Source organism: Kribbella sp. NBC_01510, from assembly GCF_045040325.1.
Lineage (GTDB): Bacteria > Actinomycetota > Actinomycetes > Propionibacteriales > Kribbellaceae > Kribbella.
Map to the genome: position 1 here is coordinate 5,124,706 of NZ_CP109418.1, position 25,576 is coordinate 5,150,281.

Annotated in this window: 37 protein-coding genes and 1 tRNA gene; 19 read left to right on the forward strand and 19 right to left on the reverse strand. The window is 65.7% G+C overall.

What is annotated here, in order from left to right:
* The first annotated feature begins 57 nt into the window (after positions 1-57).
* On the forward strand, positions 58-1,257 hold the full coding sequence (locus OG558_RS25800) for an MFS transporter (protein ID WP_405065321.1): 1,200 nt from the start codon (positions 58-60) through the stop codon (positions 1,255-1,257).
* On the opposite strand, the gene OG558_RS25805 is transcribed toward OG558_RS25800, so the two are convergent.
* Positions 1,190-1,639 (reverse strand): Lrp/AsnC family transcriptional regulator, encoded by a 450-nt coding sequence (locus tag OG558_RS25805; RefSeq protein WP_329475192.1) that lies wholly within the window; start codon positions 1,637-1,639, stop codon positions 1,190-1,192. The two genes, OG558_RS25800 and OG558_RS25805, sit on opposite strands and share 68 nt — an antisense overlap.
* Before the next feature lie 144 nt (positions 1,640-1,783).
* On the opposite strand from OG558_RS25805, the gene OG558_RS25810 reads away from it, so the two are divergent.
* The 6 genes from OG558_RS25810 to OG558_RS25835 all read left to right on the forward strand — a co-directional run bounded on the left by OG558_RS25810 (position 1,784) and on the right by OG558_RS25835 (position 4,369).
* Positions 1,784-1,912: a hypothetical protein gene (locus OG558_RS25810; RefSeq protein WP_329475193.1), complete on the forward strand. Its 129-nt coding sequence runs from the start codon at positions 1,784-1,786 to the stop codon at positions 1,910-1,912.
* Between the two features lie 89 nt (positions 1,913-2,001).
* Positions 2,002-2,157, forward strand: coding sequence for a hypothetical protein (locus OG558_RS25815; protein ID WP_329475194.1), 156 nt, complete (start codon positions 2,002-2,004; stop codon positions 2,155-2,157).
* A gap of 20 nt (positions 2,158-2,177) precedes the next feature.
* On the forward strand, positions 2,178-2,789 hold the full coding sequence (gene nadD / locus OG558_RS25820) for a nicotinate-nucleotide adenylyltransferase (protein WP_405065322.1): 612 nt from the start codon (positions 2,178-2,180) through the stop codon (positions 2,787-2,789).
* Positions 2,790-2,796: 7 nt separating this feature from the next.
* Positions 2,797-3,180, forward strand: a complete 384-nt coding sequence (rsfS, locus tag OG558_RS25825; RefSeq protein WP_328522431.1) for a ribosome silencing factor — start codon at positions 2,797-2,799, stop codon at positions 3,178-3,180.
* Positions 3,177-3,821: a histidine phosphatase family protein gene (locus tag OG558_RS25830; protein ID WP_329475195.1), complete on the forward strand. Its 645-nt coding sequence runs from the start codon at positions 3,177-3,179 to the stop codon at positions 3,819-3,821. Before rsfS ends, OG558_RS25830 begins: the two co-directional genes overlap by 4 nt.
* 475 nt (positions 3,822-4,296) lie before the next feature.
* Positions 4,297-4,369 (forward strand) — tRNA-Ala (locus tag OG558_RS25835).
* A 214-nt stretch (positions 4,370-4,583) separates the two neighbouring features.
* Here OG558_RS25835 and OG558_RS25840 read toward each other — a convergent pair.
* Positions 4,584-4,670 (reverse strand): hypothetical protein, encoded by an 87-nt coding sequence (locus OG558_RS25840; protein ID WP_405072217.1) that lies wholly within the window; start codon positions 4,668-4,670, stop codon positions 4,584-4,586.
* A gap of 14 nt (positions 4,671-4,684) precedes the next feature.
* Positions 4,685-5,122, reverse strand: a complete 438-nt coding sequence (locus OG558_RS25845; protein ID WP_405065323.1) for a DUF664 domain-containing protein — start codon at positions 5,120-5,122, stop codon at positions 4,685-4,687.
* A 263-nt stretch (positions 5,123-5,385) separates the two neighbouring features.
* Here OG558_RS25845 and OG558_RS25850 point away from each other — a divergent pair, with 263 nt between their 5' ends.
* From OG558_RS25850 to OG558_RS25860, 3 genes are all read left to right on the forward strand, one after another.
* Positions 5,386-5,811 carry a hypothetical protein gene (locus OG558_RS25850; protein ID WP_405065324.1) on the forward strand — a complete coding sequence of 142 codons (426 nt, stop codon included), beginning with the start codon at positions 5,386-5,388 and terminating at the stop codon, positions 5,809-5,811.
* Between the two features lie 1,001 nt (positions 5,812-6,812).
* Positions 6,813-7,535, forward strand: a complete 723-nt coding sequence (locus OG558_RS25855; RefSeq protein WP_405065325.1) for a Crp/Fnr family transcriptional regulator — start codon at positions 6,813-6,815, stop codon at positions 7,533-7,535.
* A gap of 252 nt (positions 7,536-7,787) precedes the next feature.
* Positions 7,788-8,156, forward strand: a complete 369-nt coding sequence (locus tag OG558_RS25860; protein ID WP_405065326.1) for a hypothetical protein — start codon at positions 7,788-7,790, stop codon at positions 8,154-8,156.
* Positions 8,157-8,261: 105 nt separating this feature from the next.
* On the opposite strand, the gene OG558_RS25865 is transcribed toward OG558_RS25860, so the two are convergent.
* Complete coding sequence (locus OG558_RS25865; RefSeq protein ID WP_405065327.1) at positions 8,262-8,972, reverse strand: DUF4386 domain-containing protein; 711 nt, start codon at positions 8,970-8,972, stop codon at positions 8,262-8,264.
* Positions 8,973-9,328: 356 nt separating this feature from the next.
* On the opposite strand from OG558_RS25865, the gene OG558_RS25870 reads away from it, so the two are divergent.
* Positions 9,329-9,613, forward strand: a complete 285-nt coding sequence (locus tag OG558_RS25870; RefSeq protein WP_405065328.1) for a DUF2750 domain-containing protein — start codon at positions 9,329-9,331, stop codon at positions 9,611-9,613.
* A gap of 268 nt (positions 9,614-9,881) precedes the next feature.
* On the opposite strand, the gene OG558_RS25875 is transcribed toward OG558_RS25870, so the two are convergent.
* Positions 9,882-10,265 (reverse strand): hypothetical protein, encoded by a 384-nt coding sequence (locus OG558_RS25875; RefSeq protein WP_405065329.1) that lies wholly within the window; start codon positions 10,263-10,265, stop codon positions 9,882-9,884.
* 175 nt (positions 10,266-10,440) lie between these two features.
* Here OG558_RS25875 and OG558_RS25880 point away from each other — a divergent pair, with 175 nt between their 5' ends.
* Entirely contained in the window at positions 10,441-11,181 is a 741-nt protein-coding gene (locus tag OG558_RS25880) for a hypothetical protein (RefSeq protein WP_405065330.1), read from the forward strand.
* A 160-nt stretch (positions 11,182-11,341) separates the two neighbouring features.
* Here the strand turns inward: OG558_RS25880 and OG558_RS25885 are convergent, their stop codons facing one another.
* The 4 genes from OG558_RS25885 to OG558_RS25900 form a co-directional block, all read right to left on the reverse strand.
* Positions 11,342-11,569, reverse strand: coding sequence for a hypothetical protein (locus OG558_RS25885; protein WP_405065331.1), 228 nt, complete (start codon positions 11,567-11,569; stop codon positions 11,342-11,344).
* A gap of 86 nt (positions 11,570-11,655) precedes the next feature.
* A complete protein-coding gene (locus tag OG558_RS25890) occupies positions 11,656-12,114 on the reverse strand; it encodes a hypothetical protein (RefSeq protein ID WP_405065332.1) in 459 nt (152 codons plus the stop codon).
* Positions 12,115-12,305: 191 nt separating this feature from the next.
* On the reverse strand, positions 12,306-12,749 hold the full coding sequence (locus tag OG558_RS25895; RefSeq protein ID WP_405065333.1) for a DUF6584 family protein: 444 nt from the start codon (positions 12,747-12,749) through the stop codon (positions 12,306-12,308).
* Positions 12,750-12,799: 50 nt separating this feature from the next.
* Positions 12,800-13,741, reverse strand: coding sequence for a hypothetical protein (locus OG558_RS25900; RefSeq protein ID WP_405065334.1), 942 nt, complete (start codon positions 13,739-13,741; stop codon positions 12,800-12,802).
* Positions 13,742-13,745: 4 nt separating this feature from the next.
* Between OG558_RS25900 and OG558_RS25905 the strand changes: the two genes are divergently transcribed.
* Positions 13,746-14,159: an Imm8 family immunity protein gene (locus OG558_RS25905; RefSeq protein WP_405065335.1), complete on the forward strand. Its 414-nt coding sequence runs from the start codon at positions 13,746-13,748 to the stop codon at positions 14,157-14,159.
* Positions 14,160-14,295: 136 nt separating this feature from the next.
* On the opposite strand, the gene OG558_RS25910 is transcribed toward OG558_RS25905, so the two are convergent.
* On the reverse strand, positions 14,296-14,940 hold the full coding sequence (locus tag OG558_RS25910; protein ID WP_405065336.1) for a hypothetical protein: 645 nt from the start codon (positions 14,938-14,940) through the stop codon (positions 14,296-14,298).
* A 122-nt stretch (positions 14,941-15,062) separates the two neighbouring features.
* Positions 15,063-15,380 (reverse strand): ankyrin repeat domain-containing protein, encoded by a 318-nt coding sequence (locus tag OG558_RS25915; protein ID WP_405065337.1) that lies wholly within the window; start codon positions 15,378-15,380, stop codon positions 15,063-15,065.
* A 699-nt stretch (positions 15,381-16,079) separates the two neighbouring features.
* Between OG558_RS25915 and OG558_RS25920 the strand changes: the two genes are divergently transcribed.
* Positions 16,080-16,589 carry a hypothetical protein gene (locus OG558_RS25920; RefSeq protein WP_405065338.1) on the forward strand — a complete coding sequence of 170 codons (510 nt, stop codon included), beginning with the start codon at positions 16,080-16,082 and terminating at the stop codon, positions 16,587-16,589.
* Between the two features lie 92 nt (positions 16,590-16,681).
* Here the strand turns inward: OG558_RS25920 and OG558_RS25925 are convergent, their stop codons facing one another.
* On the reverse strand, positions 16,682-16,969 hold the full coding sequence (locus OG558_RS25925; protein ID WP_405065339.1) for a hypothetical protein: 288 nt from the start codon (positions 16,967-16,969) through the stop codon (positions 16,682-16,684).
* A gap of 639 nt (positions 16,970-17,608) precedes the next feature.
* Between OG558_RS25925 and OG558_RS25930 the strand changes: the two genes are divergently transcribed.
* From OG558_RS25930 to OG558_RS25940, 3 genes are all read left to right on the forward strand, one after another.
* Complete coding sequence (locus OG558_RS25930; RefSeq protein WP_405065340.1) at positions 17,609-18,103, forward strand: hypothetical protein; 495 nt, start codon at positions 17,609-17,611, stop codon at positions 18,101-18,103.
* 295 nt (positions 18,104-18,398) lie between these two features.
* Positions 18,399-18,854 carry a hypothetical protein gene (locus tag OG558_RS25935; RefSeq protein WP_405065341.1) on the forward strand — a complete coding sequence of 152 codons (456 nt, stop codon included), beginning with the start codon at positions 18,399-18,401 and terminating at the stop codon, positions 18,852-18,854.
* Positions 18,855-18,914: 60 nt separating this feature from the next.
* Complete coding sequence (locus OG558_RS25940) at positions 18,915-19,091, forward strand: hypothetical protein (protein WP_405065342.1); 177 nt, start codon at positions 18,915-18,917, stop codon at positions 19,089-19,091.
* 160 nt (positions 19,092-19,251) lie between these two features.
* Here the strand turns inward: OG558_RS25940 and OG558_RS25945 are convergent, their stop codons facing one another.
* The 5 genes from OG558_RS25945 to OG558_RS25965 form a co-directional block, all read right to left on the reverse strand.
* Positions 19,252-19,491, reverse strand: a complete 240-nt coding sequence (locus OG558_RS25945) for a hypothetical protein (protein WP_405065343.1) — start codon at positions 19,489-19,491, stop codon at positions 19,252-19,254.
* An 87-nt stretch (positions 19,492-19,578) separates the two neighbouring features.
* On the reverse strand, positions 19,579-19,959 hold the full coding sequence (locus tag OG558_RS25950; protein WP_405065344.1) for a hypothetical protein: 381 nt from the start codon (positions 19,957-19,959) through the stop codon (positions 19,579-19,581).
* A gap of 111 nt (positions 19,960-20,070) precedes the next feature.
* Entirely contained in the window at positions 20,071-20,505 is a 435-nt protein-coding gene (locus OG558_RS25955) for a HEAT repeat domain-containing protein (protein WP_405065345.1), read from the reverse strand.
* Positions 20,506-20,579: 74 nt separating this feature from the next.
* Positions 20,580-20,924 (reverse strand): DUF1963 domain-containing protein, encoded by a 345-nt coding sequence (locus OG558_RS25960; protein WP_405065346.1) that lies wholly within the window; start codon positions 20,922-20,924, stop codon positions 20,580-20,582.
* 41 nt (positions 20,925-20,965) lie between these two features.
* Complete coding sequence (locus OG558_RS25965; protein WP_405065347.1) at positions 20,966-21,439, reverse strand: DUF1963 domain-containing protein; 474 nt, start codon at positions 21,437-21,439, stop codon at positions 20,966-20,968.
* Positions 21,440-21,803: 364 nt separating this feature from the next.
* On the opposite strand from OG558_RS25965, the gene OG558_RS25970 reads away from it, so the two are divergent.
* Positions 21,804-22,103, forward strand: a complete 300-nt coding sequence (locus OG558_RS25970) for a hypothetical protein (protein ID WP_405065348.1) — start codon at positions 21,804-21,806, stop codon at positions 22,101-22,103.
* Positions 22,104-22,825: 722 nt separating this feature from the next.
* Entirely contained in the window at positions 22,826-23,494 is a 669-nt protein-coding gene (locus tag OG558_RS25975) for a Type 1 glutamine amidotransferase-like domain-containing protein (RefSeq protein WP_405065349.1), read from the forward strand.
* Between the two features lie 153 nt (positions 23,495-23,647).
* On the opposite strand, the gene OG558_RS25980 is transcribed toward OG558_RS25975, so the two are convergent.
* Both OG558_RS25980 and OG558_RS25985 read right to left on the reverse strand, forming a co-directional pair.
* The gene (locus OG558_RS25980) at positions 23,648-24,298 is read right to left on the reverse strand and encodes a hypothetical protein (protein WP_405065350.1); all 651 of its coding nucleotides are present in this window, start codon (positions 24,296-24,298) and stop codon (positions 23,648-23,650) included.
* A gap of 164 nt (positions 24,299-24,462) precedes the next feature.
* Complete coding sequence (locus OG558_RS25985; protein ID WP_405065351.1) at positions 24,463-25,437, reverse strand: NAD(P)-dependent alcohol dehydrogenase; 975 nt, start codon at positions 25,435-25,437, stop codon at positions 24,463-24,465.
* Between the last annotated feature and the right edge of the window lie 139 nt (positions 25,438-25,576).

Genomic DNA, 25,576 nt, shown 5'->3' on the forward strand with positions numbered 1-25,576 from the left:
CACGCTAGCCGGGCTTATAAGTTCCTAATAGGAACTCACTCTACCTGGGGGGCTGATATGTACTGGCGTCGCATCGCCGAACTACCCGGGTGGCTCCAGGCGGTGATGGTCGGCCAGGTGGTCAGCTCGGCCGGCGCGCTGGCGTGGATCTACCTCACGCTGTACCTGGTCGAGGATCGCGGGATGTCGGCGCAACAGGCCGGCTTCGCGGCAGCGGCGTACGGCGTGGGTCTGCTGGGCGGCAATCTGGGCGGTGGGTGGTTCGGCGACCGCTTCGGCCTGCGTACGGCCGCCGTCGCGAGCCAACTGGCCTGGGCCGTGACCTGTCTGACCCTGCCGCTCGTCCCCGCTGGATGGATCGGTGTGGTCGCTGCACTCGCCGGACTCTGTGGTGGCGCGAGTCGCCCGAACCTGAGCGCCCTCGTCGCTACCGCACTCCCGTCCGAGCGCCGCCGCGAAGGGATCGCCCTGTCTCGAACTGCGAGCAACGCCGGCTTCACCATCGGGCCGCCGCTCGGTGGACTGCTGGCGACGTACGACTTCTCGCTCGTCTTCGTGGTGGATGCAGTCTCCAGCCTGGTCCTCGCGGCCGTCATCTGGCGGTGGGTGCCGGGCGTTCGCCGTACGTCGTCACCCGCGGGAGTGGGCGTCTGGCGTGTGCTGCTCCGGGACCGGACCGTGCTGGTGTTGCTGGCAACGATCGTGGTCGTCGACACCGTGTACCGCCAGGTGTTCGCGACCATGCCGTTGCTCTTGCGGGACGCCGGTGCGCCGGCGGTCGCGTACGGCGTACTGATCGGGCTGAGCTCCGTGGTCATCGTGTGCTGTGAGGCACCGCTGGCCGTCCGCCTGCGAGGTCACCGCTCGACCCGGGTGATCGCGGTCGGGTTCGCGCTGGTGGGCGTGGGGCTGGCCGTCCTCGGGATCTGGCCGGCGCTCGTCGGGGCGACGCTGGCGATCGTGGTCATCACGGCGGGGGAGATGCTCTACAAGCCGACCGCCACCGCGCATGTCGCCGACGCAGCCCCAGCCGGCATGGTCGGGCGCTACTCCAGCCTGTACGCCGCCGCGTCGATCAGCGGGATGTTCCTCGCTCCCGCCCTGGGTGGCGCCGCGTATGAGCATACCCCGGGGCTGCTCTTCCCGGTGGCGGCCGCGCTCGCCCTCGCGGCAGGCGCCGTACTCGTGATCAGTCCGGCAGGGGAGCGGGCCGGCCTTCCCAGCGAGTCGACAGCACGACAGTCGTCCGCGTCCTGACCACGCCGTTCACCCTGCGCAGCGAGCCGACCACCGCCTCGAGCTGGGTGACGTCGGCGACCCGGACCTTCACCACGAGCTCCTGATCGCCGGCGACGAACCAGCAGTCCTCGACCGCGACGATCTCCCGCACCTGCTCGACGATGTCGTCGGTCTCCACATCGTCACGCTGGAACAGCCCGATCAGCGCGCTGGTGCCGAGCCCGACCTGCGCCGGCGCGACCACCGCGCGGTAGCCGAGCAGTACGCCGCGCTCCTCCAGCCGTCTCACCCGTTCCTGGACGCTCGGCCCGGACAGCCCGACCACCCGGCCGAGCTCGGCCCAGCTCGAGCGTCCGTTCAGCCGGAGTGCCTCGATCAGCTGCCGATCGATCGCGTCCATGAATCCTCCCGTTTGCCACAGATTCGAAGGCGGGGAATCTTGTGGACCTTTAATTCGTTTGTGAGAGTGTAAGGCAAACCGTATAATTTCAAGTGTCGGGGACAGCCCGCCCCGACCTCGACGTACCAACCCAGTGAAGGAATCATGATCACCCCCGATGTTGCCCGTGCCCACATCGATGAGCTGCACCGCGTCGCCGCGCAGTCCCGGCGCGCCCACGCCGGGCCGTCCGTCTGGCGCCGGCTGCTGACCCGTCACATCCGCCACAGCTGACCTCAACAATGCGGCCGGTGTGCCTCCAGTGTCATTCCTGAGGCCACCGGTCGCTGTTCTCCAGGTGGTCACGAGATAGGCTCTGCCTCATGCTCTCGCTCCTCGTGCCGCAGGTGGCGGCTCTCGAAGAAGCCGTTCAGGCTTCGCACATCTCGCCGTGGTGGTACGGCGGGTTCGCCCTGACCGTGCTCGTCCTGCTGCTGCTCGTCACCGTCATCATGGGCAAGGGCCGGCCGCACAGCTGAGCGGCTGAATACTGGCTGACATGGCTTCTGTCGAGCGGGTCCGGCGCCTGGGCGTGATGGGTGGCACGTTCGACCCGATCCATCATGGCCACCTGGTCGCGGCCAGCGAGGTGCAGGCGTACTTCGATCTGGACGAGGTGATCTTCGTCCCGACCGGCCAGCCGTGGCAGAAATCCGACCGGGTGGTGTCCGCGGCCGAGGACCGGTACCTGATGACCGTGATCGCGACCGCGTCCAACCCGCGGTTCTCGGTCAGCCGGGTCGACATCGACCGGCCGGGTCCGACGTACACGATCGACACCCTGCGCGACCTGTCCGAGCTCTATCCGGACGCCGAACTGTTCTTCATCACCGGCGCCGACGCGCTCGCCCAGATTCTCACCTGGCGCGACGTGGACGAGATGTTCAAACTGGCCCAGTTCGTCGGCTGCACCAGACCCGGGACCGAGGGACTGGAGTTGCCGCTGGACCAGCTGCCGATGGATCGGATCACCCTGCTCGAAGTGCCGGCGCTGGCGATCTCGTCGACCGAGTGCCGCGCGCGGGTCGCCAAGGGGAACCCGACCTGGTACCTCGTCCCGGACGGCATCGTCCAGTACATCGCCAAGCGTGAGCTCTATACCAACCGTTAGGAACCACATGCCAGCCAGCGAACGCGCCATCGAGCTGCTCACCGCGGCCGCCGAGGCGGCCCACGACAAGAAGGCGGAGAACGTCCTCGCCTTCGACGTCTCCGAGCAACTCGCCATCACCGACGCGTTCCTGGTCGCGTCCGCCTCCAACGACCGCCAGGTCCGCGCGATCGTCGACGCCGTCGAGGAGAAGCTCCGGGTCGACTTCGACGCCAAGCCGGTCCGCCGCGAAGGCGCCCGGGAAGGCCGCTGGGTGCTGCTCGACTACCTGGAGATCGTCATCCACGTCCAGCACGACGAGGAGCGCAGCTTCTACTCCCTCGAGCGCCTCTGGCGCGACTGCCCGGTCATCCCGCTGCCGTCGCCGGTACCGGGGGCTGCCTCAGAATGACGGCGGGACGGCTGATCGTCTGGCGGCACGGCCGGACCGAGTGGAACCTGCAGGACAAGATCCAGGGCCAAGCCGACATTCCTTTGGATGATGTCGGCCTGACGCAGGCCCGTGAGGCGGCCTTGCGGTTGGCGTCGCTGGCGCCGACCCGGCTGTTCGCCAGCGACCTCCAGCGTGCCGCCGCCACCGCGGGTGAACTGGCCTTGCTGACCGGTCTGAAGATCGAGTACGACGAGGCCCTCCGCGAGATCGACGTCGACGACTGGGCCGGCCTCACCATGGCCGAACTCGCCGCCATCAACCCCGAAGCGGCCGCCCGCATCCGCTCCGGCGAACCCCAACGCCGCGGCACCGCCGGCGAAACCGTCGAAGAAGTCGCCCAACGCTTCAGCGACGCCCTGGGCCGGGTCGCCGCCGAGGGCACCGCGGAAGACACCATCGTCATCGCCACCCACGGCCTCGCGGCCCGCGTCGGCATCTGCCTCTTCCTCGGCATCCCCCAAGCCCACTGGCCCGCCTTCGGCGGCCTCGCCAACTGCAACTGGGTCTCCCTGCTCCCCGGCCGCCTCGGCTGGCGAATCGAAGAATGGAACGCCGGCTCCCTCCCCGAACCAGTAATGAGCGACGACCCCCAACGCTGAGCGGACCACCCACAGGACACCGCTTCGCGGTCGCTGACTGTTGGCTGCCTCCGGCGGTTGGCGCGGACCGGTGTCGGGCGTGCTGTGTTCGGCGCGGAGAGGCGTGGTTGTGTGCGCAAGCGAGACCGCTCGCAGCAGCCGCCTGCGGCGGCTGCTGCTGCGGAGCCTCGTCCGGTGTGTTGTGGCCGGCGCGGGATGGAGCCTGGTCGGGTGTGCAAACGAAACCGCTTCGCGGTGGCTGTCCTATTGGCATCCTTCGGCCGCGGATCGCTGTCCGGCTTGCTGTGGTTGGCGGGTGAGGTCTAGTGCGTGGGATGGGCGTGCGTGTGGGGCGGGATGGGCGGCCTGGACGGACGTGACTGCAGGCAAGTCTGGCCGTCTACCAGGTGCCCTCGGCGGCTGCCACCGACGTACCCGACCCGATTTTTCTTCGATGCCACTCATCCGCTAAACTTCCGGAGTCGCAAGACACCGCGGGGCTTTGGCGCAGTTGGTAGCGCGCTTCCATGGCATGGAAGAGGTCAGGGGTTCGAATCCCCTAAGCTCCACCGCAGGTCAGAGGCCGGTTTCCCACTGGGGAGACCGGCCTCTTGCATGACCTGGGAGGCAAAACGGGAGGCTAAGTCTCCGAGAGCTGCACACCTCGGGTGCGGTTAGCCCCCGACAATCGAGCTTTCACCGAACCACCTATCTGAGACGGTGCTGGCCGTGGGCCAAGGACATCTCGCGCCCGTTCGGCCGGTCCTGTCCAGTTGGGAACGCCTATCGGGCGCCGCGTGCGGATAGCGGGTCGGTTAAGAGGTCCAAATGGCCGACATGGCATGCGGTCTCTTCCAGCATGTGCACCATCACCCAGCGAAGCGTCACGGACTCTTGCCGAATGATGGCCGGGGCGCGGCCGTGTCGAGGCTAGGAAGTTGACTTGCGACGCCGCGGCTGCGCGAGCACGCGGCACGGTAGAGCTCGACGATCTCCCCGACGGTGTCGTCGGCCGCGGACTCAAGGTCCCACTCCGGCTGCGTGTCAAACGGCGCGGACGCCCAGGGCTCAGGCAGATCACCGCCGCCGACGCGCGCGATGAACCAGTGGTCCTCCATGTGCGCGAGATGCTTCACCACAGCGCCTGGTGTCAGATCGGTTGCCGGCAAGGACTTGGTTTGCGCCTGCTCGTCCGTCAGCCTCCCGAATCGGGTGAGCACCCGATGACGATACTGATCAAGAAACTGGCTGAGGGTGGTTCGCTCGTCAGCGTCAGCGTCAGCGTCGAGGTCGGGGTAGAACTGTGCTTCGTCCACGGACATCTAGGCGTTGATCCTTCCGTGAGGTTCTGGGTGGCAGCGCCGGGCAGATGCGGTTGGTCTTAACGTATGGCAGGCCGAGCTCGGCGTTCATTGCGGGCCGCTCGCCAACTGACCCGAAGGCATCCCAGCGGGAACGGGTTACCCGTTTGTCCGGTGGTGGATCCTCTTGCGGCGTTCCCTGTCTGCGGCATGAGAGTGCGTTTGAGGCAATGGCCGAGTCTGCGACGAAGCATTATCCCGGGTGTGGGACCTACCATTCGGCCATGACCGGAACTGACGAGCGGGGCCCGCTCTGGGGAATTGAATGGGACTTTCTCGCGGTCGACGCGACCGGATCGGTCGCTCTCCTGTCGAGTGCGGGGTACGGCCCGATACCCGCACGGGTGCTCGCTCAGCGGTCGCTCGTCGAGCGCGCTGTCTCGGAGCTCGATGCCCATCCCGTCGTAGGAGCCGCGGAAGATCGGAGGGACCCGAGCAACCGTTCGGGCGACTACTCCGACTGGTTCACGATGAGCGAGCGCGGACTCTTCGCCTACGACTGGCGAGTTCACCACGGGCCGTACGGGCTTGTGTCGGCGCCAACCGTCGCTCTGGAGGTATCCGCACTTGGCCGCACCATCCGCGAGGCAGCCAACTTGGTCGCGTTGCCTCTGCGCTTTGCAGCCGCGTCAGAACTCCGACTTGAGTGACACCCTGTCATCGCATGACGACGCGGATCGCGGCATATCAGTGTGCCCAGGGCGCCGGGCAGGCTCACCGCCGTCGTGCTTTGAGCGGTGGCACGTCCACCTCAAGAAGTGAGCGCAGATTGATCCGGACCCGGCCTCGGACGCTCCCGCGCCCGGTGCTTGTCGAGCGATCCCTCGGAAGTGCCGTGACCACGGAGGTCATAGGCAACGAGTCGAAATTCGTCGGCGAGCGCACTTTTGTACTGCTTCTGCAAGCAGAGATGGCTTGCGACCAGCCATGGATGAACAGGATCGGTGGTCCGTCCGCCTTGCGCCACTCGCGCACGTGCAGCCGGCCGCCGCCTCCCCGCACCGCGTACTCCTTCATTTGCCCGATCCCCTGCTCATCTGGTGCAAGCTGGCTTGGCCGGCTCCGGTGATCAGGGTCTCGATGCGATGTGCTGGGTTGTCATCTCGCGCCTCCTGTTGCGTCGCTTCGTCGCTCATCGGCCGCATGAGGGACCGAGATTCCAAGCCGTCATGTCAGGTGAATAGTCGACGCCTTGGCCGCCGTATGCCCCCGGAGGCAACGGATCCCGCCTGATGGCGACGACCCGGCCGTCGAGGACATAGACGGCGGGGCCGGATCCACCGGCGGCGGGCCGGGGTCCCTGTCCGCGGTCCTCGGGTTGAGTGTCTGCAGCGATGGGCGCGAGGACGGCGGGGCGGGATCCACCGGCGGCAGGCCGGGGTCCCTGCCCGCGGTCCTCGGGTTGAGCGTCTGCAGCGATCGGTGCGATTGGAAGGGCTGCGCTGAGGAGAACCGCCGACATTGCCGCGGTGGTCGTTCGCCAGATGGAGTGTGGCTTCCGATTCATGATTCTCACCTTCTCTACAGGGCGGATCCGGTCTACAAGGCGGATCCGGCGAGAACTACCCATCCACGATGCTCCCGGCGTCGGGCTGCGTCCGCCTCAAATGAGGCACAGCGAACGGGGCATCTGCGGCATTAGGCTGGATGGATGGCAAGCGGGGAGGTGGTCGACCACCGCTCGTTTCTCGGCGGGCTCGAACCGGCTGACCGAGCGTTCCTGCTTCGGCTCGGTCATCCGAAACGCTTCCGCAAAGGAGCGAGGATCATCGTCCAGGGTGACCACAGCGACACCGTCTTCCTCACTCTTTCGGGCCTGGTCAAGGTCACCCTGGACACGCCGGACGGTCGCGAGATCGTGCTGGCCGTCCTGGGGGCGGGCGACCTTCTGGGCGAGTTCGAGGTGATCGAAGGAACGCCGCAACGGGCAGCGGGCAATGTCGCTGTGCTGCCCGTCGAGTGCCGCGTGATCCCGGCCGACGAGTTCATGGCGTCCCTCGAGACGCATCCGCAGATGTTGCTGGTGATGGTGCGTGTCATCATCAGCCGGTTGCGGGCGGCCGATCGCCGTCGCGAGGCCTCAGCCTCGATGGGAGTCTCGCGCAGCCTCGCCGGTTTCCTGGTCGAACTGCTGGACCGCTACGGCACATCCGACGGATCCGTGATCGACATCAGCATCCATCTGACTCAGGAGGAGTTGGCCAGCCTGATGTCTACTTCGCGTGACTCTGCCGTTCGTGGACTCAGCACGTTGCGAACCAAAGGGCTGATCGCAACCCGCCGGCGCCAGATCGTGGTGACCGACCTTGGCGGACTACGACGCTACGCATCAGCGATGGCGACGGCGCATGACTCTGGCTGGCCGACTCCGTGACCGACCATTCGCTGCCCGAGTCACTCGCCGCCGACCCCGAGCGTCTCGCCGCTCTCGACCTCGCCGCCAGCGAGGCTGGAGACATGGTTGTCGAGTCGACCATGGTGCCGCTGGGCACCTCACGCCCGAGGTTCGCGCTCCTCGACGTCGATGGTGCGCCTTCTTCCAGCACCGAGCTGTCCGGGTCGCCGGCGCTCGTCTGTTTCCTGTGCAACCAGTGCCCCTCCGTCCGACACATCGAGGCTCGGCAGGGTGGTCGCTTTGTTCCCTGGGCTGAACACGGTTGGCATCTGCACCAACGACATCACTGCCTATCCCGAGGACGCGCCCGGCCGGCCGGCAGAGCAGTCCACGCGAGCCGGATGGAAGTTTCCGTACCTGGTCGACTCCAGGCAGCAGGTCGGGCGTGAGTTCGCAGCCGCCTGCACTCCGGACTTCTTCCTCTACGACGCCGACGGCAAGCTGGCCTACCGCGGCGCATTCGACGACTCCACCCCAGGCAATGGGCTGCGCGTCACCGGGGAACTGCTCGCCGACGCAATCCGGCGCACCTTCGCCGGCGAGCCGGTGCCCGAGCCACACCGGCCGAGCATGGGCGGCTCGATCAAGTGGCGGACGTGACCAAACGTCCGAGCCCTCGGTCGCGCCCCACAGAAGGTTCTGCGCATTACGCACATCGGCATGAGCGGAATGCGGCATGACAGGGCGGTTCGCCGTGGAAACGGATCAGTACGTGGTCAGGCCGGCATTCGAGGCGACGGTGCGGGCCGCTGCCTGGGTGTCGAAGCCCTTGACGATCAGCCAGAGCGCCAGGGCGATCTCCTGCAGACCCAAGGGCGCCTCCAGCACGACCTGCGGAGTGGAGAGCGGCTCGAGCCCGTACATGACCATCAGTCCCGCGGTCAGGTAGGCCGCAGCGCCAGCGAGGCCCCACAGGGACAGCCACCGGGGAACGAGGCGGGAGCGGAAGAACGCGGTGTTGAGGACGAGTGCGCCGATGCTGAACACGGCGGCGTCCAGGATCGCGTGCCCAGCCCAGTCCCTCTGCGCCAGCACCAGGTCGCCGAGCGCCGCGTACGGAGTGCCGTCGGCTGCGGCGACAGACTCCTCACTTACGGTGATCAGGGCCAACAGCCCGGCCCCGCCGAGGATGTAGATCACGGCCTCGAGCGCTCGAGCCACGACGTAGCCCATCGCGAGGCGCTCGGTGTGTCGGCGGAGCACCGGGTAGATCACGACGGCGATCGACACCACCGCGATGCCCATGATGAGCTGAAGCAGCACTCCGGTGGCCAGCCGGTCCGAGTGTGCCGATACTGCGCTCAGGTCGTGGTCGCCGCCCACGACGGACTCTTGCAGGGGCAGCCCGATCAGGCCTGCGATGGTGGCTACGAGGAACAAGGTTCCGACGACCCGCGACGTTGCTCGATCCGTCATTGATCTCTCCTTCGCGACGGGGCCGGCCGCATCTCCATGGTTCTCGCCCAAAACCACGTTCCTTGGGCCCGTCCGACAGCTCCAGGCTCACTCGCGCGGCTGCCGGCGCACAGAGCATTTGGTCCTGTTCTGCCCGAGCCGCCAGCGCCCGCGCGAGGATCAAACGGAGCGCTTGCGCGCCGGAAAGATGCAGGTCGTCAGGCGCGCGGATCGCGGCCAGATCAGTGCGAGTGCGAGTAGATCCGATGCGTAGGCAGGATGAGGATCAGGTCATCCCAGGGTCGATCTCGGTGCTGCTAGCGTCCTGCGCATGAGTCAAAGTGCAAGCCAGGCGGCGGCGTTCTTCCGGGAGCTACATGTCACCGGATTGTCTGGTGGGGTGCCCGTATTGGTCCTCGCAGGCTCGAGCTCAGCGAGCGGCTGAGATCTGGGGCAGCGGCCTGCGCGCCGTCTCCCTCCCTTTGGAGGCGTGGAGAAGCAGGGCGCTGCCCGAACTCAGCGATGAGGGCTACCAGATAGGGATCAACTGGACGGGACCGCGACTGATTGGCTGGGATTTCACCGTCCCCGAGGTTCTCAATCGCCTTGCCCATGCCCTGCGTGAAGGCCCGTATTCCGAAGAGAGCGCTCCTGGCAGCTAGGTCGGCGGTCTAGGCGGTCGAGCCCGCGGACTTGGCACACTGTTCTCGGCATGTCCGCACTACTGTCCGCGGCGTGTGCGGATGCACGCAGCGGCAACGATGGGGCCGAGAGCACGTCGCGCTGCGTGGGGTCCGGAGTGCCTGACACGCAACCACGTGCACTATCGGTCCGTAGTTCCGACAGCAGGAGAATCGTAGTGCTGGATCGCCCTCACATCGGCCACTGAGCGCACTGTCGGCGGCAGATTAGTGCGTCTATTGGCCGTTTTCAGTCCAAGCGGCCATGGTGGCGTCGCCACAGGTCCCAGATCTCCAGAGCGACTGCGGCGTAACAGTCGATGGGACCAGCTGTCTGTGCGTCAAACCAGTGGACAAAGGCCTCGTGCGTCAGCGCCTTCACGTCGTCGGGGCCACGAGTGCTCGGCAGGCCGATCACGATGGTTTCCGCCTCGGCGTCGTACTCATCCGTGTTGGTCTCGAAGTTGATCTCGACAGGATCGGCTCGGAAGAGTATCTGTGACACTGCATCGACTAGATCGTGCTGCGTCACTGTCTGCTCGAAACGAGACTGCCTGGCCCGGCGAACCTCGTCCTGGATGCGTTCCCAGCCCTCTTCCTCGGGCCGGCGCTTCGCGCGGCGGAACCACTTCATCAAACAACGCTCTCATGTATGAGTGTCGAGAAGTTAGAAACGCCCTCTCTTCGGCAGTTCCGGGCGTTCAGTGTCCGCGGCAATTGCGGTCACTTTGCGGCCGAGTAGAGGCGGGGCGGGCTTGGCGGCTTCGGGTCGTTCCGAACCCAGCTGGTGCGAAGAGGACCATGGATTCATGGCGGCCAGGGATTTGGTGTTCGAGGCAGGGGATCGAGTCCGGACCTGGGGTCAGTACGTCGCCGGTCCGGACGGTGATTGGCTGGACCTGGCCCGCACCCATGATCTGATCTCCAAACCGCCGGGCTGGAAGTCAGACCTCTCGATTCGGCTGATCGGGGGCGACGTCGAGGCAATACCTACCGATTGGGTACCGAACCGAGCCCCGGGCTACGTCTCGGTGGTCGGGACATGGTGCGACGAGAGCATCGAGGTCGAGGCACAGTCACCGGACATCTCTGCTCGGGAGCCGAGTGCGGGTTGGACGGACCTACCGTGTCCGCCGCCACCCGGCGGCTGGCGGCACGACGCAGTGGTCTGGGACCTGGATTTCGGCGACCTGGAATCGTCCGGGGCCATCGTCCACCCGGTGATCTTCCGTCCCTCCGCGGACCAGGAAGTCCTCGTCGTCGCCACCACCGACGTCGACGCGGTGACGCAGCAGTTGTCCCCGAACCTGCCAGATCAGCTCTGCGTGGTGCCCAGCCGATTCACCCGTGCTCAACTCGACGAGGTCAACGACGTCCTGCAGGCCCATTGGCGGCAGTGGCGCCTGGAATCCTTCGGCACTGGCGCGGACGCGCAGGCTCAGCCATTCATCAGGGCCGAACTGTTCCGGGTCATCGCCGAGATGGCCGAATGGGCCGACAGTCTGCCCGCGGGACTGCTCCGCCTCCGCCCAGCGCTCAGACCTGCCTGACAACCCGGTCCGGCACCCGTAGCGATATGCGCCCTGAGTGCATCGAGCAGCCGCGGACCATCATCGGCATGGTCGTGTTTCACTCTCGGCGGCATGAGCGTGCGTTCGGTCAGACGGCGAGTGCCAGGCGGGCGATCCGGAGGATGCGCTCATAGTACGGCTAAGCGTCTGGCGGAAATGCCTGAATGGTGCGCTGAAGTTCGTCGGCGGCCTGCAACAAGCGAGACCGGTCCAGTTCGGAGAGCGAACCGGTCTCGCTTGCCCAGCCGTAGATGTCGGCACCGATCATGACGGCATCCACTTCCCCGTAGTCCAGGCCCTTCTCCACGGAGTCGGGGAAGGGCTCGGCCATGTGGAGGCGCATCTCTTTCGCCAGGACGTTCGCCACACACAGCAGCGTAGGACGTCGACGCACGCTCATCGGCACGACTGCGCCTTACTATCCGCGGCAAATCCGAGCGTTCACGTGAGGGCTCATCCAGCGGGCGGGGCTACGCTTCGCCACCAGCGTTCGTCGACGTGCACGTCGTCTGCGAGTTCGTTTCTGGCCTGTACATGTTCGACGAACTCAGGAGGAAGCCGCACATGGTGGTCGAATACGTAGTGGGCGAGTCCCTCAGGCCAGATGTAGATGCCGTCGGTCAGGTCGAGGTTGCCGTTGGCCGCGTTGTCGCAGAGGCGGCATCGCGAAAAGCCCAGCCACGCCCGCGCGACCAAGCCATTCCTCAGGTAGATGCCGACGTCAACGCGCTCGTCCTCGTCCCAGTCCTGATCAACGAAGTCTCTGACGTCCGGCCAACCCCCGTCTGCGTAGCCGCCGCTCCAGTAACCGATCAGGATCAGCGGCTTCTGAAACGGGTTCAGTGATGGCACGCCAAGATGATGCGGCCTTTCGGAGGTCTTGGTGGGTGTTGAGCCATCCCCGGTAGGCATGAGCCGCACGGTAAACCGGAGGCTCCAGGACATCCTGACACTGGCATGAGCGCGCTTCACTCTCTGCGGCAGATGAGTGCGTAGGCTCGGACCCTTTTTAATGGCGCGAGCAGCCTGGACCGTCGCGCCCTGGATTCACGGCCCGCTCATCGTCTGTCACCGGGGCCAAGGGGCACCAGTCCGAGGGCGGTTTAGCGCCAGATCTGCCTCGACCGCTGGGTGGCGAGGTAACGACGAATCGCGGCAAGCGGCCCGTCCTTGCGTGGCAGATTGCGCTTATGCGGAAGGTCTCGCAAGAGAGCGCGACCGGTCTCGTCCGCCACCGCTGCGAGGTCGTCGACTTGAAGCAGCCGTCGCAGCCGCGCCTCCGTGATCCGGGGGTACCAGCCGAAGGCACTGTGATTCTCGAATGCCCGACGTTCCCGATCGGTGGCGGCAGGACCGATTAGGTAGCCCCACCTCCCCGCTTCGGGCCACTGTCGGTCGCGCCGATATGCCTCAGCAAGGAGACTGCGCACCTCCTGGTTTTGGGGGTACGTCACGACCAGCCCCTTAAGACGGTCACGCGCTTTGCGCGCGTCACCGTGCTCTAGGTCTGCCTTCGCGCGGCCGAGTCCATCCACGCCGCATAGCATGCCTGCTGACGCCGGGAGAGACGACCGGGTTGCGGCAGATGCGGGCGTTTTCAGTCGGCCAGTGGCTTCCGCCAGTCGCCTTCCCGAGGTAGGCCGATAAGCCGCTCGACAGCATCGTTCTTTCGCTTGCTGCCGAGACCGAAGCGAACCGATTCGAGTGTGGGATGTCCCGCAAGGGGAACGAAGGCTTCGGGTTGCAGGTGGCTCATGTCGACGACGGCAAGTTGGCGCAGCCTGGGGGCCTCACGGATCCGCGCAAGATCGGTGAGGCCGTTCATTGTCTCGAGCCAGAGGCGTCTCAGGTTCGCGAGTTCTGTCATGACGGGCAGCGTCTCGACCCGGCGGAGCCCTTGAAGGAACAGGTACTCGAGGCGCGGCATTTGGGCGATGGGCGACAGGTCAGACAGTCCCTTCACCATCCACAGTTCGAGGTAGTCGAGGGCCCTGAGATCCGGCAAGAGACCCAGGTTCTTGGTGCCGCCCAGTTTCAAGTCAAGGGCACGGAGATTCGGTAGCGGCGCGAGCAGCGAGAGGTCCGGGAGCGTGATCGAGCGGAGAGTGACACTTCGAAGCTCGCGCAGGTCGCTGATGACTTCGAGGTCCTTGGACTGTCCTTCCAGGTAGATCCCTCGGAGCGTGCGGAAGCGGGCCAGCGGCGCGAGCGACAGCTTCTTCTTCGTCTGTCCGAGGCCAATGAAGCGAACGTCCTCCGGTAGGTAGCTGAGCCCGTCAATGTTCGCCAGCGAGTGATAGAGCGCGTCGGCTTGGAACGAACGTACGGATGGGAAGTAGCGAAGGAAGTCCAGGTCCGTGATCGTGCCGTCGTAGGAACCGTAGGCGCGCAGCGTCTTTGCGGGCTGGTCAGCGAACCATTCGCCCAGCAGGACGTAGTCGGCTTCGGTCAACGCGGAACTGAATTGGATCACCTCGGGTCGCCCATCGAGCCGAGCCAACTCTCCCTCGGTTACCGGCGAACGCAGATCGAAGGGCATGGCCATGACCCTAAGGCCCGGAATCCCGCCGCACACGACAAGGGCGCGCGCCGACATCGGCATCAGCGAGCGCGGACAGCGGCATGAGCGGACGTCTGGTAAGGCAGGATCAGCCGCATGCGAGCGATCCTCAAGAGACTCGACCTTGATCCCGACCCTTCGACGCTGCCCGGCGAGCGAGGAGTCTTTCGACGTGACCGTCTGCTCTCCGGAGTGGTTGGCCAAAACATGTCGTGAGGTCGGCGGTATCTACGACGCACGGCACCATCTGGTGGTCAATCTCGAAGACTTCGACGTACGTGCGCTCTGCGCCTGGCTCGCGGCGAGGGTGCAGGCGGTCGAAGCCGAGTCCTGGTCGGAGATCGGCGAACGCCTTGGCAGGTTGGGCTACTGGGAGTTCGAGGACTACCGCCCGTAAGTCCGCTCATCGGCATGGAGCGGCTCACTCTCGGCGGCAAATCAGTGCGTTTTCTTGGTTGCGACCCAGGACGGGGCAAGGTCTGCGGGGGCGGCGTATATCCCGGTGAGGCGCTGGTAAGAGCGCCGCGTGCTGTTTACGGCGTGATGGTGATGTCCAGCGGCGTCGATAGCATGTTGCCGCTGTCGGTGTGTAGCTCGATGACCAGCCGCCATTGTCCTGGCGGGACGGCGTACCCCAGGTCGGGAACCATTGAGGCTGTTCCGATCAAGACGGGCACAGGGCGGCTCTGGTGAGGTTCGATCGCAAAGCCCACGCGGGACGCGTTGCGTGGGCCGACGTACAGACCGACGATGCTGCCGGAAGTGTCGGTCACCGCTGAGGTCAGGGCACCCCCGGTGGTGAGAAGCACCTGCTCGTGCGCGGTTCGATTGGTGACCAGCACGTCCTCGTGCGTGGACCGGCCGGTCCGGACCGACAATGGAGGCAGGGGTTCCACGTCGAGGCCGGCGGATTCGGCGGGTGCTCCGCGTAGCTGGGGTAGGTCCTCGCTCAGCCACAGTTGTCTGGCCGGAAAGGTCATTGCCCCGACCTCTAGATCCAGGAGGCTCCCGTACTTGGCGTTCAGCGTGGCCGCGATGTCGGTTGCCCAGGCGGCCAACTGGATGCGGATCGGCGGCTCACGCCGCTCGCTGTCGGGGTTGGGTCCAACCACGAGCGCACCCGGTGACTCCTCACGTAACCGGCGCAGATCCACACGCAAACTCTGCCAACCAGTCATAGCCAGACGGTACCGGACCGCGCGCTAGCCGGGCCGCGGCGGAGGACGATCAAGACCCGGAGGAACGTCCTAAACTCGGCATGACCGCGCCTTCCTGTCTGCGGCAGATGAGGGCGTTGGATCTACGCCCTGCGCGCGGCGAAGGCCTCGATCAGCGAGACTGCAAGCCAGTGACCGCGGAGCAGAGCCATGTGGAGAGCAGAGCCCAACCCGCCGCCTACAGGCGACGCAAGTGGATCTGCGCCTCGGGCGAGGAGGTACGCCGTGACGTCGACGTGAAGCGGGTCGCCCGTCTGAGTGTGTGCATCGATTTCGACGTCGACCGCGTGCTGGAGCAGGGTCAGACCACCATCGATCTCTTCGACGTCGACACCGCCATCGAGCAGCTCCCGCAGCCTCGGCAGGTCCTCGTTCTCGACGGCAAGGTGCGCAGGTGTCATCGTCATTCCTCTGGTTAGCGCAGAAGGTATCTGCGTAGCACACGTGGACGACGCTAGCCGGTACTCGCGGCTTGGTCGGACGCCTCCATCCCGACAGCGGCTATCAGCGGCCTTAGAGCGCTGCGCTCGGGGGCGCGAGTATGGCGTCCCGATCTCGGTATAACCGCGCGGAACGCGGCAGATCCGAACGTGCGAAGCGCGGCATCCGCGGTGGTTGGCCCAGGGAGTCGGTTCAGGTGCTCTCCGGTGAGTAGATGGTCGGCGGCCACTCGCCAAGGCCGTCCCAGAAGACGTGAAGTCGTCCGCACTGATCGCATCTGTACGCGTATCGGCTTCGCCTTTCGACGTCTTCGGGGCTGACGTCCTGAACGTGATCGTCGAAGAGTTCGCTTAGACCGGCGTCAGAAAGAAGGTGCCACTCCTGCGGGTTTGGGATCGCGCCGCTGGACCTGATCTGGTTGCCGCACGGACAGAGCCACTTCGCCATGGGGCGATTATCCAGGTGTCCGCACGACTCGTCCGGTCATGGGCAGTCGCGCGGATCGCGGCAGATGCGCGCGTTTGGGCCGGCCGGTTTCGTGCTGGAGGAGCGGGGCGCAATGGGGCGAATAGATGGTGTGTCCGGTCGCACCGCAGGCATCCCCGGCGGACGGCGGACGGCGGACGAGGTAGCGTTCGGGATCCATCGTAGGAGGACCGTTGTACAACCGGCGTGACCTCGTCCGCGTCTACCTCGGCGCGCAGGATCGGGGATTCGGTGGTTACTATCCCGAGTCGTCGACCTTCAACGCGGCGCTGAAGGCGCACTACGCAGCGATGCTCGACGGGCTTCAGCAACTCTTCGGCCTGCACCTGCATCCGGAAGGCATCGGCACCTTCAACGACCGGGTGCTGTTCAGCTTGTTTTCCGCGACCGCCGACTCGTTTCTCGCCCTGCGCACTCCGTGGTCCGGTTTCCTGGAGGCGGGCCTCCTGGTCCGCAAGATCGACGAAGCAGGGTCGGACGGCCAGCATGTCATGGCGGCCAGCCAGCGCATCGATGCCCTCACAGCCGAGTCGCGGGAGACCCACCTGGAGATGCTCGACGCGCTCGTCACGGCGATGCTCGGCGACCGCGCGGAACTGACGTTCAGCCCGGCCGACCTACTGGCGATCGGTGTCGACGACGCGAAGCCGAGCGCAACGGATTACTCGCTCTACGACGATTGACCCGGCGCGCCGAACGCTCACGCTGAGTCCTTCTCGCATCAACGAACGTCCTCAATTCGGCATGTCCGCGCGGATCGCGGCATGATAGTGCGTTAGACAGGGTCCACCCAGGTGGCCGGCAATGCGGCGAGCTGGTCTGCGAATCGATCGACCTCACAGCCCTCGGGGTCAAGTCCGAAGTGATCCTTGAGGTCGTACCAAAGGAACTCACTGAGCTCAGCTCGTGAGGCCCCTTGCAGCAGCAGCCTCCACAGCGGCGCCAGCAGGCAGTCGTACTCGTCAGAGACGAGATCGGCCACTCCGATGGGGTCCCATTGATTGAGTAGGTACCGCAGGTTCGCCTGTCGACGCTCGATCTCGTCGACTTCGGGTTGAGTCATGTCATCGTCATCACGGTGACGTACCGGTGAGGCAAGGTGGGACTGAGACGAGGGTAACCGGGCGACCTCATGTGCACACGCTCATCGGCATGACAGCGCGCGGAACGCGGCAGTTGTGGGCGTTTCGATCAGGCATCCTGAACCTGTGACGCGACTCTTTGAGCGTTGGCGAGAACGACGACAACTCGCAAGGCGCCTCGCCGCCCTCGGTGACTGTGGCGCTTGCGGCCATCCCTGGGCGGAGCATCCCGGCTCGGGTAACGAATGCGACGGCATGTGTGGCGAATGCTTCTACGAGTTCGAGCACGAGCAACGCGAGTCTCCAGCGCCGGGGTGCCAACTGCCCTGCCCGCCGGTCATCTGACGAGCCCCCCTCCGCGCAGCATTATCCGACGGACCGTCCGCCGCGCGGCAGAAGAGCGCGATTCTTGGCGTCCCTTGTCCGCGCGTGACCTGAGTCTTATCAGGTTAGTGCGCGCTGTGGTCAGGGGTGATCTGGGCGAGTGCGTCGCGTAGGTTGGTGGGTAGCGGGTCTTCGGCGGCGAGGATGTGTCGAGCCGGGCGCGGAATTCGAACGGTGCGGTCACAGCACCGATCTACGGCGCCCGGTCAGGGTCAACTGGCAGTGGAGGCAATTCGGTGCCGCAGACGGTGGGGTCAGGTGCAACCAACGAGCCAGAACACCGGCTCTACGTCTGTCACGTGCAGACCTTTGCGACATTCGCCGAGCTGCGCGCGGTCAGTACCGCGATAGTCCGGGCCACCGCCAGGAAACAGAGCTCCGGCAAAATCGCTGGAATTCCAACGACGATCACCAAGCTCGCGGTGACCAAGGTCATCTGGGGCAAGGTGGCGGGTTCAGATGTCGAACTTAGGCAGCTGGGCGTCGTCGGCCAGCGCGGTAACGCGTCGAAGATAGTCGAGTCCGGCGGCGAGTATCTAGTGTTTCTCGTCCCAAGCACCGGTGCAGACGATGCTGCTCCGAATCGCTATCTCGTAGCAGGTGACGCCGGGCTATACGAGTTGCAGGGTGAATGGTATGTGCTCCGTGGCGGGGACCTGCCGCCCAAGGGGCACAACGCACTTCCAACGACACTGGACAACGCGACGGCAGACGCCACGGTGACCTCCTGACCACACGCCGCAAGCTCGATCTATTCAGATCGAGGCGAAGAGACCGAGATCACGAGCACCGATCCACGAGTCTCAAGGCAAGCCCCTTGCCAATCAATGTGCCGCTGAACTGCTTTGCACGCAACGTCTACGCGATACCTCGACACCGTGGGCCTCTTCACCGATCAGTGCGCAAATCCAGCAACCCCTGCACGCAAACCCACAGGTCATAGCCACGCGCTCATGCGGATCCCGTCTCGGTGATAAGAGTGTCAGGCCCGCCGCTCATCTGACGAGCCCGCCCTCCTCGCAGCCCATGCCGGAATTGTGGCCGATGCCCGCGTGCGGATCGCGGCACGAGCGGACGTTCCCGGCGCTGGCCCTGGACAATGCTGGTATGGAATCGCAAGTGTCGCGGGCGCTCGACGCAACTGAGCGCGCAGTGCTCGATCAGCTCCTCAACAGTGAATTCCGTGGTGTTCGGGAGCTGCGAGACCAGGTCGTCGACGTTCAGGTGGTCGGCCGCTGCGATTGCGGATGTCCGAGTATCCATCTCGACGCGAGCCGCGATCACCCGCAGGCTCCGGTCGCCGACGGCCCTGCGCCAGCGGAACTGCAGGTGACGCCGCTGGCAGACGAGCCAGTGGGAGACGTGATCTTGTTCGTCGAGGATGGGCGATTGAGCTACCTCGAGTACGTCTACTACACCGACAGGCCTCCGTCGTCATGGCCCTCACAAGACCGGCTACAGCCGTTCGCGATGTCTGGGTAGACCCTGCGAGCGAGCGCGCCCGTCGCGGCATGTCAGTGCGTTGTCTGACACCATTCCGCCATGGATCGCGCCTACTACGAGGAGATCGCTGGGCTGATGCACGGCCTCCAGATCCGGCTGGATGACCGACTCCCAGGTAAGGACGTCACGCTGATTGCTGAGTTCATCGACGCAAACGAACTCGGCATAGCCCTTGAGCAGATGGCCGACGTTCTGTCTGAGGACGAGCGCCTCTGACCAGAGATGAGCGGGCCGACATGCTCGCCCTGGCGGACCGGATGCAAGTGGGTGATCGGGTCCTTCGCGCTCTCGAGTTCTGTCCCGAGGCCTGACAACCAGCAAGTCCGCTCATCGGCATGAGCGCGCGGAATGCGGCAGATCCGCCAAGATCCGTTGACTAACGCCGGCGCGGTGCAGCTTCGTAGTAGACGGTGATGATCAGGTCGTCCTCATCGGCAGTAACGTTCGACTTGAAAGTCAGGTCCTCCACCTGAACATCGCCGAGCGAGTCCAGGGTATCGGCGACCCTGCGCAGCAGCGCTGCTACGTCACCAGAGCCGCTTCCGGACGGGTTCGACTGCGAGAAGTGCCGGATGGTCCAACCCGGATCCGCGGAGGACGGTCGCTCGTCAGTCACCGTCGGAGTGTTTCAGGCCCATGGTTCATATCTCCGCTCATCGGTATGACATCGAATCACTCTCGCCGGCAGATGAGGACGTTGGTGTCAGCAGCTCTCCTGAACCATGAGCGTGACCCGGTGGTACTGATCGCGGAAGCCGCCTAGTACGAACTCGCTATAGGGAGGCGCGTTCCCGGCAAAGAACTCTTCCACGCGTGCCAGTAAGGCATCGCGCTCGGCGCCGCGCACCTCGGCCACATTGAGCTCGTAGCCGCGCGCGACATGGACGTCTGGGCGCTTCATGAGCCGTCTGGCCTGCTTGGCATCCAGCGGGCCGCCGCGCATCCGCCAGGCACTCCCGTCGACGTCGACCCACTCGCGGTCATGTACCGGCCGTGGCCACGGCTGCCAACCGCCGCTGGATTCCGGATCACCGTCACCACGGGCGCTGATCTCATCGAACTGTCGCGACTTCTTCTGGCCCACGAGCCCATGATCACATTGCCGAGCTCGCACCGCTGCCGGGACACGGCCGTCCTGGAGCACTCACCAACAGCGGCATGTCACTGCGTCGAAGACCCGACGTGTCCGTACGGATCAATCGCCGCCGAGGGCTCGGCTTGCGCGAGAGGCTGCAGCGCGCACTCGGGCAGACGGGTCACTCCGGAGCTCATCGACTTGCTCGGACGCTGCCTGCAGACGATGCCGGGCAACCACCTTCAGAGCCATCTCCCGCACCCGCCACGCGTCATCATGAAGCGCCTTCAAAACTGCTGGGCCGGCCGCGTCGTCCCAGGCGTACAACAGTCCCCGGGCGGCCCACACCCGCAGCCAGTACGGCGGACCGGAAGGTTCGCCGGTACGGACCCAGTCCGCAGGGGGTCCGCCGAGTGCCAGGACCAGGTCGTCGTCTGCCGGCTTTCCGTTCAGCAGGTCGACGCAACCGGCGACGACTGACGCTACGCCGCGCCGAGTGCATTCCTCTTGGACGCTCTGCTGTGGCGTCTTGGCCCAATGAGGTGACCTACCCATCTCACCAATCTACGGCCAGGTGACTGACCCGGCACGGCACATCGGTGCGAGCGGATCGCGGCAGTTCCGTACGTTCAGCCGCACTGGAGGACGAGCCAACTCAGGTCCCAGTCCCGGCTCAGGAGGTCCGCGTGCTTGATCCAGTAGTAGATGCGCCCGACGTCTCCCCACATCATCTCGGCCTCGTCTTGCGAGTCGATTTGCAGCAGCAACCGCCACTCTGCCGCCCCGCCTCGTAGGTCACTCGCCCGCGGGTCCTGATAGCCAGTTGAGTCGCCGCAGTACAGCCCGTTGGTGACGAGCTGGCACTCAACCTGCATGTCGCCCTGCACGGGATCGGCATGCCCGAGAAGCCGGTGGATCGTCGCGTCCTCGCTGTCGAAGAGATCGGCGTAGGCGAAACCTTCAGCGCGACTCATACCCAGCGATTCGACGTCGAACGACTCCCAGGGAGCGAACGTCAGTTCTGCACCGGTCGCAGACCAAGCGCCCGGAACACGCCGTCATCCGCCAGGTCGGCAGGCGGCTCGCGGTGTTCCGTGGCGACGTGTGCAGACGTGTAGATGACCGCGGCCGAGCCGTGGTCGGCCGGATCGAATCCCCATGCATCTTGCGTGACCGCGTCGTAGAAGAAGGACAGCAGGCCAGCTCTCGGCAAGACGCCTTCGGAATCGTACGCCGCCACATCGGCAAGGTTCACCTGCGCGATGAAGCTCAGCGGCTCGTCGTCATTGCGTGGCCAGGTGATCGCGGGGGGCAAGTCTGGCGCTCCACCCAACCGAGAGGCAGCGAGTGCTTCAACGGGCAGCACAGCGTCAGCGACCAGCCGGACGCTGGGCCGCGCCATCCGAACGAGCGGGTCCGCGAATCTGCCCAAACCTGCGGCTTCCAATCGCCGCCGGAACGCCGCGACTTCGCCGTCAAAACCAGTCATGCCCGAGAGTCTTGCAGGAAGTCACAGGACTCGGCGCGCCGAGGGTCCGGCTCACGCGTGCCCTCCTCAGCGCACGCTCCTGCCTTCCCGCTCATCGGCGACGAAGCACTGATCCTGTTCGACCTGCTCCACCGCTGGGAGGACGACAAACATGTCGGTGCGCCGCAGCACAAAGCTGAGCAAGTTGCGCTGTGGAACCTGTCAGCGCTCCTGGAGAGGGAGCTAAGCGAGCCCTTCGATTCCCGATACTCCGAGCTCGTGTCAGAGGCAAGGACGCGAGTCGCATCTGACGACTGACCGACAACAGCTGCGCCACATCGGCATGAGCGGGCGTTGCGCACCTGTGGTCTGCAAGGCTTCGGGCATGCCCGAACCACTCGTTATCCGCATGGAAGATCTCCGCGCCGCACTCAGTCGAGCCTTGATCGCAGCGGAGGAGCGACTTGGCGCAGACGTGGCTCTGGCGGACGACCACTACTGGCATCTCCCCGTGGACGAAGCGTTCGACATGACCCGGGAGCCTGCGTCGCTAACGGTGGGCCAACTGAGTGACGATCTGGAGAACCTTCGCGAGGCAGGCGAGGTGGAGCCCGAGACCGCCTGGCATGAGCTGTCGCATCTCGTTGGTCTGCTCCGTGCAGTCGAGCGACTAGCAAAGTCGTAACGCCCGCACATCGGCATGTGCGTGCGTTGGCCAGCCACTCAGGTGCGTTGGCCAGCCATCTAGCCTGTCGTGAATCAGGTGGCGGACACGTGTCGCGGATCCACTGGCGGATCACAATCTGAGTGACCAACTGAGTGACAACGGGGCGGCGTGCGGCCGGACATCCATGGACGTTGACGGACGGTCGCGGGCCCGCAGCCGTGGCCCTCCAGGGGTTATGTGTGAATGGCATGGAAGAGGTCAGGGCTTCGAATCCCCTAAGCTCCACCAGCAGCAATCGCAGGTCAGGAAGCACTTCGCTTCCTGACCTGTTTCCGTTAGTGGGAGAACTGATCGCCTCCCGTCACGCTGATGGGCCTCGTGCACGGTCCTCTCCCGGCATCTTGATCGGGTGTCGTCACCACAGCCCGAACGGGAGCCTCGGTGGGCTCTGCCCCGGACGGCTGCCCGGCCAGCGCGTTGCCAGTTCAGCGGTGCCGGGTAGCGGGCCGAGGTGTGGTTCCAGTCTGTGGCTCCTGTGATCTGCCAACAGATTCGCGACCCATATCCGACAGTAGGGTGTCGGATCCGGAGCGCAGCGTTCGTGGAACAGGTGAAAGGCGAACACTCGAGGCGCCACGACAGGGCAAGACAACAAGACAAGGCAAGACAAGGAGTCAGGCGATGACGCGTCCACGGTCTCTATGCCACCCGAATCCGTCGCACTCAACTCGGGAGGTGTTGTGAAGCTCCTTCTCACATCCGGAGGCGTTACGAACGGGAGCATCCGCGATGCGCTGGTCGATCTGCTGGGCAAGCCGATCTCCGAGTCCCGTGCGCTCTGCATCCCTACGGCGCAGTGGGGCCACCCGATGTTGGGGCCCGCCTCGGTGCGAAGCTTCGTCGCCGGCGAGCCTCCGTGGCACATGATGACCAGCCTGGGCTGGGCGTCCTTGGGCCTCCTGGAGCTCACCGCACTGCCAAGCATCGGCGAGGAGCGGTGGGTGCCGTGGGTCCGAGACGCCGACGTGCTGCTGGTGGACGGCGGCGAAGCGACGTACCTGTGCCACTGGATGCGGCAGTCAAGGCTGTCGGAGGTCATGTCGTCGCTGCCCGAGACCGTCTGGGTGGGGCTGAGTGCCGGCAGCATGGTGATGACACCGCGGATCGGTGACGACTTCGTCAACTGGCCTTCTGCCCTGGACGACCGCACGCTCGGGGTCGTCGACTTCTCGATCTACCCGCACCTGGACCACGAGCAGATGCCGCAGAACACCATGGCCGATGCAGAGAGATGGGCCGCCGACATCGCAGGTCCGGCATACGCCATCGACGACCAGACCGCCATCAAGGTGACCGACGGCACCGTCGAGGTCATCTCCGAAGGACACTGGAAGGCCTTCCCCGCATAGCCGCCGACTGCTATCGGAGTGGCCCAGCGCCCTTCCTGTGCGTCGTGATGGGTCACGCCGCCGGCCGACGGCATAGCCTGACCGCTCAGGCTGCGATCCGCGCCGTCACCTTCGCAGCGACGCGGAACTGGCCATGCTGACGAACTCGAACGACTAGTCGCCATCACACTGGAGCGCGTTCATCGTCACCTGTGGTTCGTCGGCGAATGAGGATCCGGTGCTCTCCGCCACCGAGCAGGCCGCACGGTCATGCCGAAATGAGTGCACTTCGGGATGGCCGCCGACATCATCTGGTACGGAGTGGCGCGGCCACGTCACCGCACGGGGAAGTGGGTGAGGTCCTCTTCCCAGCCGCTCACGGATGCCGCGATGTCGGCCTGCGGGATGGTTAGCCCGAACCTGGTGTCCGAGTCCGTCGTCATCGTCGTTCGAGCCCGACGGCGGGCGCGATTCTGCGTTGAGGTAGATGTCCAGCGTGGTGATGCCTTGAGACGCCCCGTTCAGGGTGAACATCAGATTCGGTTCCGTAAGGCAGAGTTGCGGTTCCTCGCGATCAGCGGCTGCGACCGTCGCTGGATTCGCGTCGCCCAGACCGCGCAGCCAGGACGCGAGCTCTCGCGCTTCCCACGTGGTCATGCAGGGGTCGTGGAACTCCCACGACTGGTCACCGTCCCAGACCTTGCCGCGGATCATCAGCCAGTTGGCGTCCCAGTCGGCCTGCTCCGACCTCGACTGGCCGCTAGCGAACTGATAGCCGGTCGCAGCCAGGTCGACGTAGTGGCCGTTCAGGGATTCGAGTCTCAAGTGGTCGATGCTAGGTCAGAAACGAGCGTCGCTGGGTCGTCGCTTGTGACGCGTTCATTTGCCGCTGACGGTGATTTGCGATCATGCCGGTGGGCGGGCGGGCGGGCGGCCCGGTCGGCGGGCGTGCGGGCGAGGCGCCGGGGTACGGATGCGTTCGAGGTGCGTCAGGAGAGGTCGACAACCACTTTGCCGAGGGCGCGTCCCTCGCCGACGTGAGCAAGCGCGGCGGGAACTTCCTCGAGTGTGAACGTGCGGTGGATGTGGATCCTTATGTCCCCCGTGGCGCAGAGGGCGGCCAGCGGGTCGAACTGGGCCGGACCCTCCTTGACGGCGAGGATCCCGATAGCGCGACCGGTGAGCCGCCCAACCAGCCAGCCGGCGGTGAGCACGCGTAGCAGCGTCGGCACAGACCCGCCTACCCATCGATAGGTGCCGCCGGGTGCCAGCGCACGCCGGTAGGCGAACACCGATCGGTGCGCGACCAGGTCGAGGATCACGTCGTACGGCTGGGTGGTCCGGGTGAAGTCGTCGCGGTGGTAGTCGATCACGTCGTCCGCGCCGACCGACCGCATGAAGTCCAGCTTGGCGGCGTTGTCGACCCCGGTGACGTGGGCACCGAGCCGCTTGGCGAGCTGGATTGCGAACGATCCCGACCCTCCGCCGGCGCCGTTGATCAGCACTCGGCGACCCGGCGCGGCCCGATCCGTGCCCTGCAGGGCGATCGCGCCCGCCTGCGGGATGGTCGACGCCTCAGCGAACGTGAGCTGGGCCGGCTTGTGGGCGAGTGCGGATTCCGGCGCGAGCGCGTACTCCGCGAAGCCACCCTTCAGCCTGAGGTTGTCGCCGTACACCTCGTCTCCGGGTCGGAACCGGTTCACCCCTTCCCCCACGTCGTCGACCAGCCCGGCGATGTCCGATCCGAGCGTCCGGCGAGCCGGGACACGCAACCCGCCGATCCGCGCGTACGCGGGCGAGCCGCGCAGGCACTCCCAGTCGCTGAGGTTGACCGAGGTCGCGGCGATCTTCACCCGCACCTGGCCGGCGGCGGGCGACGGTACCGGGATGTCCTCGACCTGCAGCACATCGGGGGACCCGTACCGGTCGTAGACGACCGCCTTCACGCCCGCCCCGCGGCCCACCTGGTCATGGTGTCAACGTAGCAAGCCCGGACGCTCGAACGACACGGACCTGTCGAACGCGGATCCGGATTCCGGCGAGTGACGGAACCCCGGATCGCCTCCCGTTCTCCGCAGACCATTGTCGCCCCGACAGTCCTGG

Coding starts and splice junctions, on each gene's coding strand:
- OG558_RS25960 (WP_405065346.1), bottom strand. CDS start 20,924: ATGAGTCGCGCTGAAGGTTTCGCCTACGCCGATCTCTTCGACAGCGAG.
- OG558_RS25800 (WP_405065321.1), top strand. CDS start 58: ATGTACTGGCGTCGCATCGCCGAACTACCCGGGTGGCTCCAGGCGGTG.
- OG558_RS25845 (WP_405065323.1), bottom strand. CDS start 5,122: ATGTCCGTGGACGAAGCACAGTTCTACCCCGACCTCGACGCTGACGCT.
- OG558_RS25850 (WP_405065324.1), top strand. CDS start 5,386: ATGACCGGAACTGACGAGCGGGGCCCGCTCTGGGGAATTGAATGGGAC.
- OG558_RS25895 (WP_405065333.1), bottom strand. CDS start 12,749: ATGCTATGCGGCGTGGATGGACTCGGCCGCGCGAAGGCAGACCTAGAG.
- OG558_RS25815 (WP_329475194.1), top strand. CDS start 2,002: ATGCTCTCGCTCCTCGTGCCGCAGGTGGCGGCTCTCGAAGAAGCCGTT.
- OG558_RS25840 (WP_405072217.1), bottom strand. CDS start 4,670: ATGGTGCACATGCTGGAAGAGACCGCATGCCATGTCGGCCATTTGGAC.
- nadD (WP_405065322.1), top strand. CDS start 2,178: ATGGCTTCTGTCGAGCGGGTCCGGCGCCTGGGCGTGATGGGTGGCACG.
- OG558_RS25965 (WP_405065347.1), bottom strand. CDS start 21,439: ATGACTGGTTTTGACGGCGAAGTCGCGGCGTTCCGGCGGCGATTGGAA.
- OG558_RS25900 (WP_405065334.1), bottom strand. CDS start 13,741: ATGCCCTTCGATCTGCGTTCGCCGGTAACCGAGGGAGAGTTGGCTCGG.
- OG558_RS25870 (WP_405065328.1), top strand. CDS start 9,329: ATGTCACCGGATTGTCTGGTGGGGTGCCCGTATTGGTCCTCGCAGGCT.
- OG558_RS25805 (WP_329475192.1), bottom strand. CDS start 1,639: ATGGACGCGATCGATCGGCAGCTGATCGAGGCACTCCGGCTGAACGGA.
- OG558_RS25935 (WP_405065341.1), top strand. CDS start 18,399: ATGCCGGAATTGTGGCCGATGCCCGCGTGCGGATCGCGGCACGAGCGG.
- OG558_RS25855 (WP_405065325.1), top strand. CDS start 6,813: ATGGCAAGCGGGGAGGTGGTCGACCACCGCTCGTTTCTCGGCGGGCTC.
- OG558_RS25910 (WP_405065336.1), bottom strand. CDS start 14,940: ATGACTGGTTGGCAGAGTTTGCGTGTGGATCTGCGCCGGTTACGTGAG.
- OG558_RS25830 (WP_329475195.1), top strand. CDS start 3,177: ATGACGGCGGGACGGCTGATCGTCTGGCGGCACGGCCGGACCGAGTGG.
- OG558_RS25810 (WP_329475193.1), top strand. CDS start 1,784: ATGATCACCCCCGATGTTGCCCGTGCCCACATCGATGAGCTGCACCGC.
- OG558_RS25940 (WP_405065342.1), top strand. CDS start 18,915: ATGGATCGCGCCTACTACGAGGAGATCGCTGGGCTGATGCACGGCCTC.
- OG558_RS25970 (WP_405065348.1), top strand. CDS start 21,804: ATGCCCGAACCACTCGTTATCCGCATGGAAGATCTCCGCGCCGCACTC.
- rsfS (WP_328522431.1), top strand. CDS start 2,797: ATGCCAGCCAGCGAACGCGCCATCGAGCTGCTCACCGCGGCCGCCGAG.
- OG558_RS25905 (WP_405065335.1), top strand. CDS start 13,746: ATGACCCTAAGGCCCGGAATCCCGCCGCACACGACAAGGGCGCGCGCC.
- OG558_RS25865 (WP_405065327.1), bottom strand. CDS start 8,972: ATGACGGATCGAGCAACGTCGCGGGTCGTCGGAACCTTGTTCCTCGTA.
- OG558_RS25915 (WP_405065337.1), bottom strand. CDS start 15,380: ATGACACCTGCGCACCTTGCCGTCGAGAACGAGGACCTGCCGAGGCTG.
- OG558_RS25955 (WP_405065345.1), bottom strand. CDS start 20,505: ATGGGTAGGTCACCTCATTGGGCCAAGACGCCACAGCAGAGCGTCCAA.
- OG558_RS25875 (WP_405065329.1), bottom strand. CDS start 10,265: ATGAAGTGGTTCCGCCGCGCGAAGCGCCGGCCCGAGGAAGAGGGCTGG.
- OG558_RS25880 (WP_405065330.1), top strand. CDS start 10,441: ATGGCGGCCAGGGATTTGGTGTTCGAGGCAGGGGATCGAGTCCGGACC.
- OG558_RS25925 (WP_405065339.1), bottom strand. CDS start 16,969: ATGACTCAACCCGAAGTCGACGAGATCGAGCGTCGACAGGCGAACCTG.
- OG558_RS25890 (WP_405065332.1), bottom strand. CDS start 12,114: ATGCCTACCGGGGATGGCTCAACACCCACCAAGACCTCCGAAAGGCCG.